18 protein-coding genes are annotated in these 17,883 nt (G+C 65.0%); 11 read left to right on the forward strand and 7 right to left on the reverse strand.

The features are described from left to right. Positions 1–12 precede the first annotated feature (12 nt). Positions 13–879, reverse strand: a complete 867-nt coding sequence (locus G6N44_RS04170; RefSeq protein WP_163661364.1) for an ESX-1 system-associated protein — start codon at positions 877–879, stop codon at positions 13–15. 425 nt (positions 880–1,304) lie between these two features. Here G6N44_RS04170 and G6N44_RS04175 point away from each other — a divergent pair, with 425 nt between their 5' ends. The 3 genes from G6N44_RS04175 to G6N44_RS04185 are packed head-to-tail and all read left to right on the forward strand — an operon-like array spanning position 1,305 to position 4,308. Continuing rightward, complete coding sequence (locus G6N44_RS04175; protein WP_163661366.1) at positions 1,305–2,327, forward strand: hypothetical protein; 1,023 nt, start codon at positions 1,305–1,307, stop codon at positions 2,325–2,327. 43 nt (positions 2,328–2,370) lie between these two features. Beyond that, the gene (locus G6N44_RS04180; protein WP_163661368.1) at positions 2,371–3,228 is read left to right on the forward strand and encodes an alpha/beta fold hydrolase; all 858 of its coding nucleotides are present in this window, start codon (positions 2,371–2,373) and stop codon (positions 3,226–3,228) included. Between the two features lie 15 nt (positions 3,229–3,243). Continuing rightward, entirely contained in the window at positions 3,244–4,308 is a 1,065-nt protein-coding gene (locus tag G6N44_RS04185; protein ID WP_163661370.1) for an isocitrate/isopropylmalate dehydrogenase family protein, read from the forward strand. Positions 4,309–4,311: 3 nt separating this feature from the next. On the opposite strand, the gene G6N44_RS04190 is transcribed toward G6N44_RS04185, so the two are convergent. Next, positions 4,312–5,700 carry a purine-cytosine permease family protein gene (locus G6N44_RS04190; protein ID WP_163661373.1) on the reverse strand — a complete coding sequence of 463 codons (1,389 nt, stop codon included), beginning with the start codon at positions 5,698–5,700 and terminating at the stop codon, positions 4,312–4,314. Between the two features lie 93 nt (positions 5,701–5,793). Here G6N44_RS04190 and G6N44_RS04195 point away from each other — a divergent pair, with 93 nt between their 5' ends. The 5 genes from G6N44_RS04195 to G6N44_RS04215 all read left to right on the forward strand — a co-directional run bounded on the left by G6N44_RS04195 (position 5,794) and on the right by G6N44_RS04215 (position 11,667). Beyond that, positions 5,794–7,260 carry an MFS transporter gene (locus G6N44_RS04195; protein ID WP_179964478.1) on the forward strand — a complete coding sequence of 489 codons (1,467 nt, stop codon included), beginning with the start codon at positions 5,794–5,796 and terminating at the stop codon, positions 7,258–7,260. Between the two features lie 197 nt (positions 7,261–7,457). Beyond that, complete coding sequence (locus G6N44_RS04200) at positions 7,458–8,690, forward strand: ABC transporter ATP-binding protein (RefSeq protein ID WP_235682943.1); 1,233 nt, start codon at positions 7,458–7,460, stop codon at positions 8,688–8,690. A 61-nt stretch (positions 8,691–8,751) separates the two neighbouring features. Beyond that, positions 8,752–9,945, forward strand: a complete 1,194-nt coding sequence (locus G6N44_RS04205; protein WP_163661374.1) for a polyamine ABC transporter substrate-binding protein — start codon at positions 8,752–8,754, stop codon at positions 9,943–9,945. A 4-nt stretch (positions 9,946–9,949) separates the two neighbouring features. After that, positions 9,950–10,825 carry an ABC transporter permease gene (locus G6N44_RS04210; protein ID WP_163661376.1) on the forward strand — a complete coding sequence of 292 codons (876 nt, stop codon included), beginning with the start codon at positions 9,950–9,952 and terminating at the stop codon, positions 10,823–10,825. Further along, a complete protein-coding gene (locus G6N44_RS04215) occupies positions 10,822–11,667 on the forward strand; it encodes an ABC transporter permease (RefSeq protein ID WP_163661379.1) in 846 nt (281 codons plus the stop codon). The genes G6N44_RS04210 and G6N44_RS04215 overlap by 4 nt, the downstream gene beginning before the upstream one ends. 16 nt (positions 11,668–11,683) lie before the next feature. Here the strand turns inward: G6N44_RS04215 and G6N44_RS04220 are convergent, their stop codons facing one another. Genes G6N44_RS04220 through G6N44_RS04230 form a run of 3 tightly spaced genes read right to left on the reverse strand, consistent with a single transcriptional unit; the run spans position 11,684 to position 13,388 of the window. Next, entirely contained in the window at positions 11,684–12,556 is an 873-nt protein-coding gene (locus G6N44_RS04220; protein WP_163661381.1) for an EamA family transporter, read from the reverse strand. A 3-nt stretch (positions 12,557–12,559) separates the two neighbouring features. Continuing rightward, positions 12,560–13,171 (reverse strand): TetR/AcrR family transcriptional regulator, encoded by a 612-nt coding sequence (locus G6N44_RS04225; protein WP_163661383.1) that lies wholly within the window; start codon positions 13,169–13,171, stop codon positions 12,560–12,562. Positions 13,172–13,190: 19 nt separating this feature from the next. Next, entirely contained in the window at positions 13,191–13,388 is a 198-nt protein-coding gene (locus G6N44_RS04230) for a hypothetical protein (RefSeq protein ID WP_163661385.1), read from the reverse strand. A gap of 172 nt (positions 13,389–13,560) precedes the next feature. Here G6N44_RS04230 and G6N44_RS04235 point away from each other — a divergent pair, with 172 nt between their 5' ends. Together G6N44_RS04235 and G6N44_RS04240 are read left to right on the forward strand one after the other, a co-directional pair. Then, a complete protein-coding gene (locus G6N44_RS04235) occupies positions 13,561–14,913 on the forward strand; it encodes an aromatic ring-hydroxylating oxygenase subunit alpha (RefSeq protein ID WP_163661387.1) in 1,353 nt (450 codons plus the stop codon). A 28-nt stretch (positions 14,914–14,941) separates the two neighbouring features. Next, complete coding sequence (locus G6N44_RS04240) at positions 14,942–15,406, forward strand: hypothetical protein (protein ID WP_163661389.1); 465 nt, start codon at positions 14,942–14,944, stop codon at positions 15,404–15,406. A gap of 46 nt (positions 15,407–15,452) precedes the next feature. Here the strand turns inward: G6N44_RS04240 and G6N44_RS04245 are convergent, their stop codons facing one another. Further along, positions 15,453–16,271: an acyl-CoA thioesterase domain-containing protein gene (locus G6N44_RS04245; protein WP_163661391.1), complete on the reverse strand. Its 819-nt coding sequence runs from the start codon at positions 16,269–16,271 to the stop codon at positions 15,453–15,455. Between the two features lie 48 nt (positions 16,272–16,319). Continuing rightward, positions 16,320–17,015, reverse strand: coding sequence for an MBL fold metallo-hydrolase (locus tag G6N44_RS04250; protein ID WP_163661393.1), 696 nt, complete (start codon positions 17,013–17,015; stop codon positions 16,320–16,322). A 113-nt stretch (positions 17,016–17,128) separates the two neighbouring features. On the opposite strand from G6N44_RS04250, the gene G6N44_RS04255 reads away from it, so the two are divergent. Next, positions 17,129–17,881, forward strand: a complete 753-nt coding sequence (locus tag G6N44_RS04255) for a DoxX family protein (protein ID WP_308213785.1) — start codon at positions 17,129–17,131, stop codon at positions 17,879–17,881. Positions 17,882–17,883 lie beyond the last annotated feature (2 nt).

Genomic DNA, 17,883 nt, shown 5'->3' on the forward strand with positions numbered 1-17,883 from the left:
GAATGGGTGCGGTCAACGCGGCGTGGAGCAGGCCGCCTTCACCGCACCGTCCATCGCGATGGCCGCAGTCCAGTTCGCGTGATCTGCGGGCTCGAACTTCGGCAGCTTGTTGGCGTAGTTGTCCACGTACCGGGACTGTGCGCGCAGCAGGCCGGTCAGCAGTGGATCGGTGGCCTTGTCTGCCAAGCGGCGCAGTTCATCGGCCTCCTGCCGCATGACCGGGATGACCGACATCGTCACCGACCGTTGTTTGCGAGACCAGCGCGCAGCCGCGACGCGATGATCGGTCTTCGCCCACGCCTGCTGCTTGCCGTCGTACCCGGCGCTGGCCCGTTGCCATTGAGCGCAGACCGCATCCGGCTTCTGTGCGGCAAATGCCTGAGCGGATTTGCTGCCGGGCTCATCCGTCACCGCTGACGTAACCGCCTCGACAGGAACGGGTTTCGCACTCGACGATGCCGCCTGAGTGGGGGGGTGCTGATCGTGGCGGCCTGTCGTCGTGACCGCAACCACACCGCCGACGAGCAGTGCGGCCGCGGTGGTCACGCCGACCGTTTTCCAGACCCGTGTACCGGTCAACCTGACACGCAGCGGCCGGTGACCGGTACCACCCGCGCCGAGTGCCACGTTGAACGCTGCGTCCGGGCGGGCCCGCAACTCGGCGACAGCCACTTCGACCGCGGCGGTCGGCGTCCCGAGATCGGTGAGCGCCTTGACGAATCGGGCGATCGAGACCAGGTCCCGGGCGTACAGATTCTCCTGCGGTGGTATGGCCGGCAGGAACCGCTCTACCAGGTCCTCGCGCAGCTCCGATGCCCGTGCGACTTCGGCTGCGGTCAGCCAGTGCCCCGGAACGTCTTCTACCCCAAACCCGGTCATCGCTTCGCCCCTCGCACCCGCACCTGATGATTGGTACCGGATCCTGTGCACGTTCGGCAACCGGGAAGCACTGCTACCTCACCACATTGCAGTCACAAGTTGGCTACCGAAAGATCACGGTGTCTCAAGGCAATTGCAAATTGGGATTACTTGGCAAACAACCACTCTCGACCACGACGGGGTGTTCACGCCGGGAAGTGCAGCGCCTGATTCGTGAACCACGTATGCGGGCGGCTGAGGTAGTTGGCCGCTGCAGCAACTGCTGACCGCGTGCGGCATCGATCAGATCAGGGTCGGATCCACCGACAGAGATGAGGTAGCGCACTACGCGTGTCCCTACCCACCGACCTGGCCATGCTGTGAAGTGCTCGACCTGTCAGTTCACATGCCTGGACGGTGATGACGATGACGTATGGGATGCGGACATGACCGCGCTGGCCTCGCAGCACTCCGCGGCAGTTGATCGTCCGACGCTCGCACTTGCCGGTGCCGACGCGCCCTCGCCCGGCGAGAGGCACGCCGGTGCCTCGCCTCGGGGCGCGTTGCGCCGCCGACCGTTATCGGTGTGGCGCGAAGTTGCGCGGGGGCGGCTCGCCGATCTCCATGTCGATCTCGACGGACTCCCGGTCGACTGCCGCGACGACCCGCGCTACCTCGATGCACAGCACAGGCTCAAGGAGGCGAACGAGATCCTCGACGCGTCGTGCAGCTTCCGCAGCCTGCTCAACGGGGCCGCCGTGGAAGCCGCCTGGCTTCGAATACACGCCGTGGAAGTCACGGTCATCCGGCTGGCGACACCCGGAGTGGTTCGGGCACGAATACCCGAAATCATCTCCACCGGAAAGGAATTGCTCGGTGACAACCATGAGTCGGTCATGGCGCTCCGCGAAATTCTGGGGCACTCCAAATGGACGGAACACGACCGGGAAGCCTTGGCACACAGTGTCAAGGCGGTACATGCCGCCTCCGACGGCGAGAGTATGCGGCTGCGCAGTTTCCGTAACATCCTGCTTGGCGGCACCGCCGTGTTGGCGCTGTTGGCGATATGTTTCGGGGTGGTCGGCGCTTGTCGTCCCGACACCTTCGGTCTGGTCACAACCGGTGCGTCGATGTCCCGTGCGGACATCGCCATCGCCGAGCTCCTGGGCCTGGTGAGCGCCAGCCTGGTGGGCGCGGTGGCCATTCGCCGGATGACGGGAACATCCACGGCTTACGCGGTGCCGATGGCCTCGCTATTGCTGAAGCTCCCTGCAGGCGCATTGACCGCTGTCGCTGGATTGCTGATGGTCAAGGCCGGGATCGCCGGTGACGGGGTCAGCGTCACCACCAACGCCCACGTAGTCGGCTACTCGTTACTGTTCGGAGCGTCGCAGCAGGGCATCACCGGGATGGTGGACCGCCAGGCGCAAAGCGTGCTCAACAACATCTCATCCAAGGACAATGCGTGATTGACGGGCGTGATCGACGCGCTCGGTTGGCATGATGCTGAATATGGATCAATACCGCCGCGGGGAATTCATATTCGACGTCACCGACAGCGGACCTGCTGACGGGCCGGTGGTGGTGCTGCTGCACGGGTTTCCTCAGCAGAACAGCAGCTGGGAGCAGATCATCCCGCTGCTCACCGCCAAAGGCTTCCGGTGTCTGGCACCCAATCAGCGCGGGTACTCGCCCGGCGCCCGGCCAACGCGGCGCCGCGACTACCGCGCGACAGAATTGGTGAAGGACATCCTCGCGCTGATCGACGCCAGCGGTGCGGACCGGGTTCACCTGGTCGGTCACGACTGGGGCGCGGCAGTGGCCTGGGGCGTGGCCGGCACCGCGCCCGAGAGATTGGCCTCGATGTCAGCCCTGTCGGTGCCCCACCCGATGGCCTTCATGCGGTCCATGCTGACCAGCCGACAGGGACTGGCCTCCTGGTACATGTACGTCAATCAACTGCCCTGGGTGGCCGAGCGTTTCATGCTCGGGCGCGACGGCAAGGGAAAGACCATGGCCAAGGTGCTGACCCGTAGCGGGTTGCCGCCGGAGGCGGCGGCCCGGGATGCCCGGTCCATGGCCGAACCCGGGGCGCTCACGGCCGCGCTGAACTGGTACCGGGCCACGCCGATGGACTTCTCCGGTCTGGGAGTGCGCTCGAAGGCCCAGAAGATCACCGTGCCGACGCTCTATGTCTGGAGCGACCGCGATATAGCTCTGACCGCCAAACCCGCGCGCGACACCGCCAACTATGTGAGCGGCCCCTACCGCTTCGAAACGCTCGCCGGCGCGTCGCATTGGCTTCCGGAGGAGAAGCCCGCCGAGGTCGCGGAGCTGTTGCTGCAGTGGTTCGCGGCCCATCCGGTGTGAGCGGAAGATGACACTGTGCTGACTCTGGGAGTGCTTCGCGGCGACGGGATCGGGCCGGAGATCGTGGACTCGGCCACCAGGATCGTCGAACGGGCCGTGGCAGGCGGGTCGGTCGACGTGCGCTGGTGCGAACTGCCCTTCGGACTCGAGGCGATCGGTGAGTTCGGAACTCCCCTGCCAGAAACGACTCTGGCCGAACTGGCCGGGCTGCCCGGATGGATCCTCGGTCCGCACGACAACGCCGGATACCCGGATCGATTCCGGGGCACGCTGTCGCCCGGCGGGACAATCCGCAAGCACTTCAACCTGTTCGCCAACATCCGGCCTGCGCGGTCGCTCAGTACAGCCGTCCCTGCGGTATGCCCCGATCTCGACGTCGTCATCGTCCGGGAGAACACCGAAGGGTTTTACGCTGACCGCAATATGTACGACGGCGCAGGCGAATTCATGCCCACGCCCGATATCGCGCTGGCGGTCGCGGTCTTCACCCGCACTGCCTGTGAACGGATCGCCCATCAGGCATTCCAGGTGGCCACTGTCCGACGGAAGTCGGTCATCGTCGCCCACAAGGCGAATGTCCTGGCCAAGACCACCGGTTTGTTCCGCGACGCGTGCCTGGCGGTCGCCGAGCACTATCCCGATGTCGAAGTGCGAGGCGAGCACATCGACGCACTCGCGGCTCGACTGGTGAGTCATCCCCGCGATTTCGATGTGATCGTGGCGGAGAACATGTTCGGCGACATCTTGTCCGATCTGGCCGGCCAGCTGAGCGGCTCGCTCGGGATGGCCCCGTCGATCAACACCTCGCAGATCCACGCGATGGCGCAGGCCGCACACGGATCGGCGCCCGATATCGCCGGACGAGACATCGCCAATCCGGTGGCGATGATCCTGTCCAGCGCGATGTTGTTGCGTTGGCTGGCCGGCCGCGACGGCGGTATTCGCGCACTCGGCGACGCCGCCGACCGTATCGAAGTTGCCGTCGGACGCGTCCTTGATGCGGGTGTCGGGACGCCTGACGTCGGCGGTAGCGCGTCGACGTCGTCCTTCACCGAGCACGTACTCGCCGCACTGAAGTGACCGTCAGGGTCGGCGAGACGGCTGCGTCAGCAGCCGGTAGCCACCGTAAAGCATCAGCGCTGCAAGGAAATTGACAAAGTAGGCAATGTCGGCGCCGTGCCATGCGGTCGCCACGGCACCCTGGATCAGGGTGGTGTTCATGAACGGCACCGCCACCACGTACGCCACAACGAACGCGATCAGGGCCGCCACCGCATCACGGCGAACCGTGGATTCGTTACTCGGATCGATGCTCGGGCGGCCCCGGGTTCGATGGATCCAATCCACCACGACCACCGCGACAAACGCCGGAATCCAGTAGCTGACCAACAGCAGGACATCGGTGAACCGGGTGGCCGTATCGGCAGCGTGCAGCCACAGGATCAACCCGAACGCCAGCACTGTCACGATGATCGCCGACACCGGCCGGCGCACGCGCACACCGATGGTCTGCAACGCCAACGAGCCGCTGTAGTCGTTCATCACCCCCGACCCGATCGCCGCGAGGGCGATCACCAACAAGGCGAGACCGCCGAGCAGACCACCGCCCATGACGGCGTGAACGCCGTCGGCGGTGTGCTCACCGATAACAGTTGCCGCTGCGATCCCGATGCCCTGAACGAAGATGTAACCCAACACGATTCCGCCGAACGAGTATCCGAACACCTGCCACCGCGACGAATCTGTCGGGAGATAGCGACTGAAATCGGCGGCATAACTGGCCCACGAGATCGTCAGACTCAGGGCGATCGTGACCTCGAAAACGAAGGCCCCAGCCAGATCCGCACCGGCAACCGATGGCGGCACCACGATGTCATGACCGCTGACCAGTTTGACGGTGAACACCGCGAACGTGAGGAACAGGATGACGGTCAACACCGCCTGCAGGCGGTGGATCAACTCGTAGCCGAAAACCCCTACGACGCCCTGAACTGCCAGCACGATCAACACCGCACTCCAGAACGGGATGCCGAGCAGCGCCGCGAGTGCCTCTCCGCCGAACAAGCCGACAAGGGCGTCCCAGGCGATCGATGATCCCCACTGCAGGACACCGGGTACCACGACCAGACCGCCGAATGCCATGCGTGCGTTGGGAAGTTGACCAGCGCCAGTGCGCGGTCCCCACGTCGAGAGGTAAGCGACCACGGCTGAACCCAGGACGGTGCCGATCACCATGGCCAGCAGGCCCAGCCAGAATCCCAACCCGAGCGTGATCGCCAAGGTGCCGGTGAAAACTCCGGTCATGTTGACCTGCGGCGCGAACCACACCGTGAACAGCCGAGACGGATGTCCGTAGCGTTGGTCGGCGGCCAGAGGCGCGATTCCGTGGGTCTCCACGGTCAGATCGCCCGAACCGGTCGGGCGGCGCCCACTGAACGCGGAAGCGTTGAGCGCACTGACTCCGAAAACCATTCGTCTATTCGACCACGCACCCGGTGTGCGGGCACGTGCCGGACCAACGACATAATCGACAAACACCAAGGTGAGCTAAGGATCGGAGGGGAAGTGGCCAGGACCGAAGCTGACCGGTCCGTCTCCCCCGCGCTTCCGGCACCGCGCCGCGCCGGTGTCCTCATTGCCGGCCTGAGCCTGGTGGCTCTCACCGTCGCCATCCTGCAGACCGCGGTGGTCCCGATCCTCGGGATCATCGCCCAGCAGCTGAACACCACTTCGGTGTCGGTCAGCTGGGCCGTCACCGCGAACCTGCTGGCCGCAGCGGCCACGACCCCACTGATCGGGCGCCTTGCCGACCTCCACAGCAAGAAGCGTGTCCTGCTGGGCGTACTGGTGGTCGTGCTGGCGGGTTCCGTGCTGGCTGCGGTCACCGCCTCGGTGCCGCTGCTGATCGCGGCACGCATTCTGCAGGGCGCGTCCTATGCGCTCTATCCGATCAGCATTGCGATCCTGCGTGAGGAACTCCCCGAAGAGCGATTGGTCAGTGCGATGTCTGTGCTGTCCGGAACGCTGGGATTCGGCGGCGGCGTCGGCCTCGTCGTCACCGGCCTACTGATGTCGGGCGACGCCGGGTACCACCGGGTGTTCTGGCTGACCACCGCCTTCACCGCCGTCGTCATCGTGGTCGCCATCGTGATCGTGCCCAACCGCCGACCGGACGCGGCTGGGGCGATCGACTGGCTGGGTGCCGTCGGCCTGGCGATCGGCCTGTCGTCGATGCTGCTGGCGATCACCCAGGGCAACTCGTGGGGATGGAGTCATCCGGGCACGGTCGGCTTCCTCGTCGGCGGGGTCGGTGTGCTGATCGGCTGGTGGTGGTGGGAGCGACGGGCGGCCGATCCCCTGGTGTCGACCACGATGCTGGCCCGCAGACCCATTCTGCTCACCAACTTGGCCACGATCCTGGTCGGAATGGGCCTGTACTTCGCCTTTCTCGGTCTCACCCAGTTCGTGCAGATGTCGCGTGAGATGGCCGGCTACGGATTCGGCGCCACCGTGCTGGAGGCAAGCGTCTACTTCCTCCTTCCCGGAGCGCTCACCGGTTTCCTGGTGGCGTTGGTCAGTGGCCGCTACATCGACCGCTACGGCGCGCGGCGAGTGCTGGTGGTGGCCGCCCTGGCCGGCATCGCGGGATTCGTCATGCTGGCCGTCGCGCACGACCGTCCCTGGCAGGTCGTCCTGGCCGGAGTACTGGCCAACGCCTACATCAGCCTCGGATACGGCGCGTTGCCCGCGCTCGTGGTCAGTGAGGTGGACACCGGTGAGACGGGCATCGCCACGAGCATGAACGCCATTGCACGAACCATCGGCAGTTCGGTGGCGGCGGCGGTCGTGGCGGTGCTGCTCGGGCATCAGATGGTGCCTTCGGAAGTCAGCTTCGTGACGATCTTCGTCGCGGGTGCGGTCACCGCGGCACTGGCGATGGCGCTGATCGCGGTATCCCGGGCACCGGACCGCCACGGTGACTCCGTGCAGACCCTGTCCGAATCCCGTGCGATGAACCACGAGTGGGGCTGACTCGCGCAGTGGCCGGTTTCCTGCCGTGACACCCGCTGAGCTGCGAAACTTGACATCAGCCCGTCGCTGCAACCACCACGCAATGGGATTGCGCTGTCATGGCCCCGCTAGACGAAGGATTCCATTGTAGAAATGTTAAATCGTTGCGGAATCGCTTGCGAAGGTCGGAGCTATCCGCAATCGTTTACCGACAGCTCATGCGGCTGCACTGGAGGAGGATTCCGCTGACCGGCCCAGACATCACCACCGTCGACACATCGACGCGACACGACGGCTCGCCACGCATCGGCGCGCCTGTCATCGAGATCGACCACGTCACGAAGCGATTCGGTGACTACATCGCCGTGTCTGAGGCGGACTTCTCCATCGCGTCGGGTGAGTTCTTCTCGATGCTCGGCCCCTCGGGGTGCGGGAAGACCACCACACTGCGCATGATCGCCGGATTCGAAAGCCCGACCGAGGGCGCCATCCGACTCGAGGGTGTCGACGTCTCCCGCGTGCCACCGCACAAGCGCAACGTCAACACGGTCTTTCAGCACTATGCGCTGTTCCCGCACATGACGGTGTGGGACAACGTCGCCTACGGGCCGCGCAGTAGAAAGAAATCCGCCAAGAAGAATGCCGCCGAAATCAAGCGCAGCGTCGACGAGCTGCTGGAGATCGTTCGGCTCACCGACTTCGCCAAGCGCAAGCCCGGCCAGCTCTCGGGCGGTCAGCAGCAGCGGGTGGCACTGGCCCGTGCCCTCGTCAACTATCCGAGCGCACTCCTGCTCGATGAGCCGCTGGGCGCCCTGGATCTCAAGCTGCGGCACGCGATGCAATTCGAGCTCAAGCGGATCCAGCGCGAGGTCGGCATCACGTTCATCTATGTCACCCACGATCAGGAAGAGGCGCTCACCATGAGCGACCGGATCGCGGTGATGAACAACGGCAATGTCGAGCAGATCGGCAGCCCCACCGAGATCTACGACCGCCCGTCAACGGTTTTCGTCGCCAGCTTCATCGGGCAGGCCAACCTGTGGGCGGGCCGGCAGACCGGGCGGGCCAACCGCGACTTCGTCGAGGTGGAGGTCCTCGGCTCCACACTCAAGGCCAAGCCCGGCGACACCACGATCGAACCCGGCGGCCACGCGACACTGATGATCCGCCCGGAGCGGGTCCGCGTCTCGATGGACGTTCCCGCCGGGGATGTGGCCACCGTGCCCGCCACCGTCAAGGACCTGACATTCCAGGGTCCGGTCCTGCGGGTATCCCTTGCCGCACCCGATGATTCGACAATCATCGCCCACGTCGGGCCCGAGCAGGACCTGCCGTTGCTGCGGCCCGGCGATCAGGTCCACGTGGGTTGGTCGCCCGACGCGTCGCGGGTGCTCCCGGCCGCGGACATTCCCACCACCGAAGACCTCGAAGAGATGCTCGACGACGCCTGATCCCCACCGCCGCACCGCCACCTCCATCGACCGAGCGCCCGAACTGACCGAAAGGCAGCCCATGTCCGACTCCACCGATCCCCGAGTGCTTGCCCGGTTTGCCTCCAACCGCACCTCACGTCGTCGCTTCCTGGGCGGCGGCGCCGCGGCCGCCGCTGCCCTGGCGCTGGGCCCCTCGGTCCTGGCCGCGTGCAGTTCGGGAGGGGAATCCGGCAGCCCGACCACCTCGGCGGCGCCGGACGACAGCTCACCCGCGAGTGGCCTGCTGCGGGTGTCGAACTGGCCGCTGTATATGGCTCCCGGATTCATCGAGGCATTCCAGAAATCCTCGGGCCTGCAGGTGGATTACAAGGAGGACTTCAACGACAACGAGCAGTGGTTCGCCAAAGTCAAGGAACCGCTGTCGCGTCAGCAGGACATCGGCTCCGATCTCGTGGTCCCCACCGAGTTCATGGCCGCCCGGATCCACGAACTGCACTGGCTCAGCGAAATTCGGGATTCGCGGGTGCCCAACAAGAAGAACCTGCGCCCGGATCTGCTGAACTCCAAGATCGATCCGGGACGCAAGTACCTCGCGCCGTACATGTCCGGCATGGTGGGCCTGGCCTACAACAAGGCCGCGACCGGGCGCCCCGTAACCAAGGTCGAGGACCTGTGGGACCCGGCCTTCAAAGGACGGGTCAGCCTGCTGTCGGACCTGCAGGACGGGTTGGGCATGGTGATGCTCTCGCAGGGCAATTCCCCCGAGAACCCCACCACTGACAGCGTCAAGAAGGCCGTCGACACGATTCGGGAGAACAAGGACAAGGGACAGATCCGCAAGTTCACCGGCAACGATTACGCCGAGGAACTTGCATCGGGCAATGTCGTTGTCGCCCAGGCATATTCGGGTGATGTGGTGCAGCTCAAGGCCGACAATCCCGACATCGAGTTCATCGTTCCGGAGGCCGGTGGCACCTGGTTCATCGACACCATGGTCATTCCGTACACCACCCAGAACCAGAAGGCCGCCGAAGCCTGGATCGACTACATCTACGACCGGGGCAACTACGCCAAGCTGATCGCCACAACCCAGTTCGTCCCGGTGCTGTCCGGTATGACCGACGAGCTGAGCAAGATCGACCCGTCGCTCGCGGGCAATCAGCTGATCAACCCGCCGGCCGCGATGCTGGACAACCTCAAGTCCTGGGCCGCCATGACCGACGAGCAGACCCAGGAGTACAACGAGCTCTACGCCGCAGTGACCGGAGGCTGATCGCGTGGCAGGCGCAGCCACCAGTAACCGGCAGCGGAGCAGGATCGCCCCGTATCTGATGATCCTGCCCGCGCTCGTGTACCTCGGGATCTTCTTCGTCGTGCCGTTCGTCTCGCTGGCTCGGACCTCGCTGTCCACCTCCGGCGGGTCGATCTACCTTCCGACGCTGACCTTCGACTGGAACTTCGGCAACTACGCCCACGCGTTCCGCGAGTACCAGGACCAGATCCTGCGGTCCTTCGGATACGCGCTGATCGCAACGGTCGTGTGCGCAATGCTGGCGTTCCCGCTGGCCTATGTGATCGCGTTCAAGGCAGGCCGTTACAAGAACCTCATCCTCGGCTTGGTCATCCTGCCGTTCTTCGTCACCTTCCTGATCCGGACCCTGGCCTGGAAGACGATCCTGGCCGACGACGGCCTGGTGGTCAGCGCGCTCGGCTCGATCGGGCTGCTGCCCAGCGAGGGACGGCTGCTCTCGACCAGCTGGGCGGTGGTCGGTGGCCTGACCTACAACTGGATCATCTTCATGATCCTGCCGCTGTACGTGAGTCTGGAGAAGATCGATCCACGCCTGATCGAAGCGTCCAAGGACCTCTATTCGTCCAACCGTCGCAGCTTCACCAAAGTCATTCTGCCGCTGTCGATGCCGGGTGTGTTGGCCGGCAGCATGCTGGTGTTCATTCCCGCGGCCGGCGACTTCATCAATGCCGACTATCTGGGCAGCACCCAGACCAGCATGATCGGCAATGTGATCCAGAAGCAGTTCCTGGTGGTCAAGGACTATCCCGCCGCCGCGGCGCTCAGCATGGTGCTCATGGGCATCATCCTGGTCGGAGTACTGCTCTACACCCGAGCCCTGGGAACCGAGGACCTGGTATGACAGCCGCCGCCATCGAAGCCGCCGTCAACCCGGCGGAACCGAAATCGGTCAAGGGATCACCCAAGTGGGGCGACCTGGTGCTGCGACTGGTCGCCGGGCTGGTCCTGCTCTACCTGTTCCTGCCCATCTTTGTCATCGTGCTCTTCTCGTTCAACAAGCCGGCGGGCAAGTTCAACTACACCTGGCAGGGATTCACCCTGGACAACTGGGCCGACCCGTTCAAGTACCCGGCGCTGACCGAGGCCTTGAAGATGAGCCTCAACGTGGCCGCGGTCTCCACCGTGATCGCACTGGTACTGGGCACAATGGTGGCAATTGCCCTGGTGCGTCAACGATTCCGTGGCCAGAAAGCAGTCGACACGTTCCTGGTGCTGCCGTTGACCGCCCCGGAGGTCGTCATGGGCGCCTCATTGTTGACCCTTTTCCTCGATCTGGGCTGGGCCACCGGATACACCACGATCGTGCTGGCGCACATCGCGTTCCAGGTCAGCTTCATCGCGCTGACGGTGCGGGCGCGGGTGCGCGGTTTCGACTGGACGCTCGAAGACGCCTCGATGGACCTGGGTGCCGGACCCACCCGGACGTTCTTCAAAGTGACGCTGCCGCTGATTGTTCCGGGCATCGTGGCCGCGGCGATATTGTCGTTCGCCTTGTCGTTGGACGACTTCATCATCACCTACTTCGTCAGTGGTTCCACCGTCACCTATCCGCTGTACGTCAATGCCGCGGTCAAGGCCGCGGTGCCACCGCAGATCAACGTCCTGGCCACGGTGATCCTGGTGGTCAGCCTGCTGCTACTCATGGTCGGAACGCTCTACCGGCGCAAGCGCATCGACATCTGAGCACGGCCCGGGTCGGTCAACCGATCTCGGCCGGAACCGGTGCCGCCCGCGCTCCCGTGCGTGCGGCACCGATGCCGGCGACCACCACCAGACAGATGCCGATCACCGCGGCGACGGACGGAACCTGCTGCAGCATGAGGAGACCGATCAGCATCGCGAATGCCGGTTCGAGGGCCATCAATGTGCCGAAGGCGGCGGTGCTCAGGTAACGCAGTGCAGTCATCTCCAGGGCGAACGGGACAACCGGCAGCAGGAGCGCCAGGCCGGCGCCGATCATCAGGAGCTGAGGCGTCATCTGGTCGAACACCGAGGGGCCCACGGCCGCGGTGCTGACCAGCCCGGCGACCGGCATGGACACGGCCAGGCCCTTGACCCCGGCAACTTCGTCCCCCACCCGTTGGGTCAGCAGGATGTAGCCGGCCCAGCAGAGTGCGGCGCCCAGCGCGAAGGCCACGCCGAGGACATCCACGTCACCCGACCACGGCTCGGTCAGCAGCACCACCCCGACCGCGGCCAGCCCGGGGTAGAGAACACGACCACGGCCCCGGCCGTGAGCCACGGCGACTCCGAGCGGGCCGAGGAACTCAAGCGCGCTTGCCGTGCCGAGTGGGATCCGCGACAGGGCGGCCATGAACAGCATCGTCACCCCGGCCGTAACCACCCCGAGCACGACGCAGGTCCAGAAGGCCGACCTGGTGAACGCTGACGGCCGTGGCCGCACGATCGCCAGCATCAGAACCCCGGCCCAGGCCAAGCGGAGCCACGCGGCGCCCTCGGCGCCGATGTCGTCGATCAGGCCGACGGAGACCGCCAGCCCGATCTGCACGCACACCATCGAGGCCACCGCCATCAATGCGCCGGTACGCGCTGGCTGTGGCGGCCCGGTCATGAGCTATTGCGCTTTGGGCACAACGATGTTGGACAGCACCATACGAAGGAACGGGCGGTACACCGGCTGCCCGTCGATCAGGCTGTTGAGCGTCACCCCGTCGTTGGCGGCCAAGATCACCCGGGCCAGATCCAGTGCCGAAACGCTCAGCTGCCCACCCAGGCGTGCAGCGCCCTTGGCGATGTAATCGGCCAGTGCGTGCGCCGTCTCCTCCCGTTGGGCTGCCACCCGATCTCGCGCCTCGGGATTGCGGAGCAGGTACAGCGTGTATTCGGATCCCAGCGCCGCGCGATCCGAGCCCTCGCCGCCGACCAGATCGCGCCACCGGTCGCCGAGCTCATCGGCATCCAGATCGTCGAGCCGGTGGAAGGTGGCGATCACATCGGCGAAGCCGTCGAGAAACAGCTGGCGCCGGCGTTCCACCACCGCGAGAAACAGCTCTGCCTTGCTGCCGAAATGGGAGTAGATGGCGCCGCGGGTGTACCCGCCGATCTCGGCGATGTCCTCGAGGGCGGCGCCGTCGAATCCCTTGCGCGCGAACACCTCCTCGGCAGCGTCCAGCAGGACGTTTCGGGTGTGCTCCAAGCGGCGTTGCTTCGTCCAGCGTTCGGCCATGGTCCCATCCTGTCAAACGTCAGCGAACTTGTACTGCGGACGCCTGGTCGAACGTGTCGATCCCCCACCGCTGATCGGTGGGCCGGAAGGTTTCGGATTCCTCCACCGCCGCGTCGCTTCCGCTGGCGCGTAACGCGTGGGTCTTGAATGCCCTCGCAGCGGTACTGAGCACCGCCTCCGCCGGGCTACCCGCGACGACCTCCAATTGGGACCGCATCAGCGCACCTCCACAGCCGTTGACATGTGAGCCAAACCATATATATTCATCACTGTATTACATATACGGGCATGTATAACAGTGATGCCAGTCAAACAGCCGGCAGGCGGCGTGAACGGCCGCGGAGAGTGTCAACACCTCACAGCCAGTAGAGAAACGAGGAGGTCCGCACGTGCAGACAGCACGCCCCGGAAATTGGGTCGAGAACGCCACCGGCCTGGACGATATCGCCCCCGATGCATATCGGATGGAGATCCCGACCAGTCGCTACATAGCATCGGAATTTGTTGGCCAGGAACGTGATTCGATTTGGATGAAAGTCTGGCAGGTGGTCGGCCGGTGCGACGATTTGACCAAGGCCGGCGACTGGAAGCAGTACCAGATCTTCGATCAGTCCTACCTCATCGTGCGCGGTAAGGACGACAAGATCCGCGGCTTCGTGAACGCCTGCCGGCACCGGGGCAACGTGCTCTGCCGGGAACCCCGCGGCAACGCCAAACGGGGCTTCCTGTGTCAGTACCACCTGTGGTCATACGACCTGGACGGGCGACTCAGGGGGATGCTGCGGGAGGCGCTGGCCGGTCCGATCGACAAGGACACCCACGGTCTGATCGAGGTGTCGGTGGACACCTTCGCCGGGTTCATTTTCCTCAACCCGGATCCGGACGCGGAACCTCTGGCCGACTTCATCGGCGAGGAGGTCGCGACCCTGCTCGAGCCGTACCGCCTCGACGAGATGGTCACCGTGATGGACGTGACCGAGGCCGTCGACTGCAACTGGAAGGTGGTCCTCGATGCCTTCCAGGAGGGCTACCACATTGACGGCATTCACCCGCAGTTGCTGCGGGTGATCAACATCGACCCGGCCACCAGCCGCTACCGGTTCTTCGAGCGACACAGTGTGGCGATGGCGCCGTTCGACGTGGTCGGAGCAAGTCCTGAGGCCCAGGTCGACGGGATCATGGACCTGCCCGAAACGTTCCCGTCGACGGTCGCGGTACTGCCCCGTTTCCAGGAGCTGGTGGCCGAATACCGCGGCGAGGACGGTGCGTTGAACTTCCCCGACGGCGTGACGGCCCGCACCTTGCTGCAGCGGGCAACGCGAGACACGTTGACCGGCATGGGCCTCGATGTCAGCGGGTTGACCGACGCCCAGATGAGCGACAACCACGGCTGGGTGTGGTTCCCGAATTTCTTCATGACGATCCGTGCCGGCGAAGCTCACATCATCATGTCGCTGCCCGACCCGGACGGCGATCCCAACCGGTGCATCTGGCATGTCGCCAGCTACATGTGGTTGCCCGACGAGATGAAAGCCGCGTTCACCGCCGAGCCGATCGTGGTCGACGAGGCCGGTAGCTACAAGTATTTCGAGGCGCTGCAACAGGATTACGAGCAGATGCCACGCCAGCAGCTCGGATTACGCAACACCGCGTTGACGCACATGGCACTGGTGAAGGAAGAGGTCGTCATTGCGCACTTCCACTCGGTTGTCGACAGGTACCTGCAGACCACGAACGCCTGAATTGCTTGAGGAAAGAGGACTTCTACCGATGAAAGCTGTCAGTGACGTGGTCGGTGAGTACACCGGCCGACCCCGGGTGGCGCTGGAGTACGCGGTGCGCACCAAGCGCATTGTCGACAGTGCCAAGCAGTCCGGTTTCGGCAGGGAAAGCTGGGCTCCGTTGGCCGAATTGCTGGCCCTCGACGAGTTCGAGCGGATCGGCAATTTCAAGGAGGTGATGGACTGGCCGCAGTATGTCGAGTTCCTAACCAACTGGGCGGTCTCGGCGGAGTGGGACGGGCTGTTCAAACGCGTCAGCGAGGTCGACGGAGTGGTCTTCCTCGAACTCGAAGAGCGTTCGCGGATGGGTGATTTCGAATCCGTGGTCAACTCGGTGTCGGTATACGAATTCACCGCCGACGAGAAGGTCCGCCATATCGACGTCTATCTTCAGATGGAGCTGCCCGGCATGGACATACCGACCAGTCATGAGGGAGTGGCGATCGCGGAGTGAGTCGCAGCGTCCCGTCAGTTCGACCGGTCTGACGGCCGCCAAACCTCTACCTCGGTCCGGAGCGGTCCGGAAACGGGTCGTTGTTGAAATCGATCTGCACCGCTGGATTGCTGATCGCCGTGACGAGGCCGGTGCCGAATGCCCCGGCACTGTCGTACAGCGTCGAAGCGCCGACGGCGACGCCATCGGCTGCCCAGTGCGAATCGGCCTGGACGCCGATCCACTCGTCACCGGGTAACCGCGACAGCGCGACCGTGAGGTCACCGTTGATGTAGCCGACGCCGGCGGTGCCGAGGTTGGTGACCAGGCTGGTGCCCTCGGCAGCCATGGCCGCCCGGACGAACGGCGAATTCGGATGGCCCTGCACCACAGTGATGGTGCGGTTCATGAACCGCTTCCTCGAGGCGTTCTGATGCTCGGCGATGGCCCTACTCCAACCTCCCTCGTCACTGCCCATGTACGTCTTGCTGTCCCCGTCGAGGGCGGCAGGCGGTTCGAAACCCGTTGCGGTGGTCCATTCCTCACCGCGCGGGGGCGCGCTCAGCCGGTATTGGACCAACGTCGCGCGTGCCACGGTGACGCCGTCCTGCACCAGTTCGCATTCGGAGTTGCGGACCCGCCTGCCGTCACGGATCAACGCCACCTTTGTCGTGGTGGGTAATCCGCGCGCGGCCTTGAACAGGTCGACCGTCAACCGGGCCGGCAGAAACTCGGGAAGCCCGAAGGACGACTCCAGCGCCCGCGCCGCCAGCCCGACCAGTGCCGGCCCGTTGAGGTGGTCCTCACCCCAGTGGCTCTGTGCAAAGCGGGTCGGCTGGAATCTGTCCTGCTCGGACTGCACGAAATGGGCGTCAACCTCGGTCATCGGCGAATCGTCGCATATGGGCTAACTAAATCTGTGAGCGGGGATCAGCTATCGCGCCTGGGCGCTGAGCCAGCGTTGTTGGAACCGGACGAAATGGGCGTCGACGACGGCACCGTGCCCGGGAACGAACACCCCGTGCTCACCGCCCGCGGCCAGTACGGTCTCAAGCGTCGTCGGCCAAGCCTCCAGATCGGAATCGGCGTCGATGACCGGATCACCGGACTGTTCGACAAGATCACCGCAGAACACCACCGGGTGCTCGTTCGGCACCGTCACGATCAGGTCGTGGGTGGTGTGGCCGGCACCGGGACGGCAGATACTTACGATTCGGCCGCCGAGATCGATATCACCACGGGCCACCTCGTGTGTGGGAACCGGCAGTGCCGCGATCGCCCGGTCGACGTCGTCGGCGTCGGCGCCGTGGTGGATCGCATCCGCCCTCAAGTGCGCTCGGCCGACAGACATGGCCGCCGCAACCTCTGGTGCACAGTAGATTTCGGCCTCCTTGAACCAGGGGCAACCCAGGACATGGTCGAAATGGTTGTGCGTCAGGATGATACGTGTGACATGCTGCCCCGTCAGTGCCCTGACATCGGCCTCGATACCGCGGGCCTCGGCCAATGTCGTACCGGCATCGACCAAAAGAGCGTGAGTGTTGCCGCTGACCAGACCGACCGTGACATCGAGAAACGGAAGGCGGGTGCGCCACACACCCGTACCCAGCTGTTCCCAGTCGTAGTTCACAGCCCGTCGCCGGCCAGCCGATCCACCCCTGCGAAGTTACTCCTGGGTGTCGCTTGGCCGCAGTGACCTGGCCGGAGAGGTTTGCCCTGGCGAGCTGTGGGAACTCCTAGCCCATGTTGATCAGACGAATCGCCCGGCCCATGCTGTCTGCGACCTTCATCGCTCGGGGCGTCGACACCCTGCGCGACCCGAGTACCTCCACCGAGACGACCCGCAGAACGCTGGGTGCGTTGAGTGCACTGCCCGGCCCGGTGGGGGCCGCGGTCCCGAGCAACGCCGACACGCTCACGCGGGTCAACGCGGCGGTACAGGTGGCAGGTGGGCTCCTGTTCGCGCTCGGCCGGGCACCGCGGCTGACCGCGGCGACCCTGGCTGTCACGATGATTCCGAGGGCTGTGGGTTCCCAAGCCTTGACGAAGGATTCCGACCCGCAACACGCCGCGACTCAGCGCCGGGAGTTTGTCACCGACGTGAGTCTGTTGGGCGGCCTGATCATCGCTGCGGCCGACACCGCCGGCAAACCGTCGCTGGCCTGGCGCGGACGCCGTGCCGCTCGGCAGGTCTCGGCCGGCCTCGCCGCTGCGGTTCCCGGTGTGACGGCCGGCGGCCTCAACAACAATGCCCTCAACATCAATGCCCTCACCGACAGTGCGCTCGCCGAGAAGGTCGGACACGGCCTGGTGGTCGGTGCCGAACGGGGCCGCGAACTGGCCGATGCGGCGATGGAGCGGACGAGTGAACTGGCTGCAGAGTTGGCGCACCTTGCGCGTGAACACGGACCTGAGGTTGCCGAGGCGGCCCGTGAACGCTCTGCCGCGCTCGCCGACATCGCCCGATCCCAACTTGACCAGCTCCGCGATCGGTAGCG

Origin of the sequence: Mycolicibacterium alvei, assembly GCF_010727325.1 — a bacterium.
Taxonomy (GTDB): Bacteria; Actinomycetota; Actinomycetes; order Mycobacteriales; family Mycobacteriaceae; genus Mycobacterium; species Mycobacterium alvei.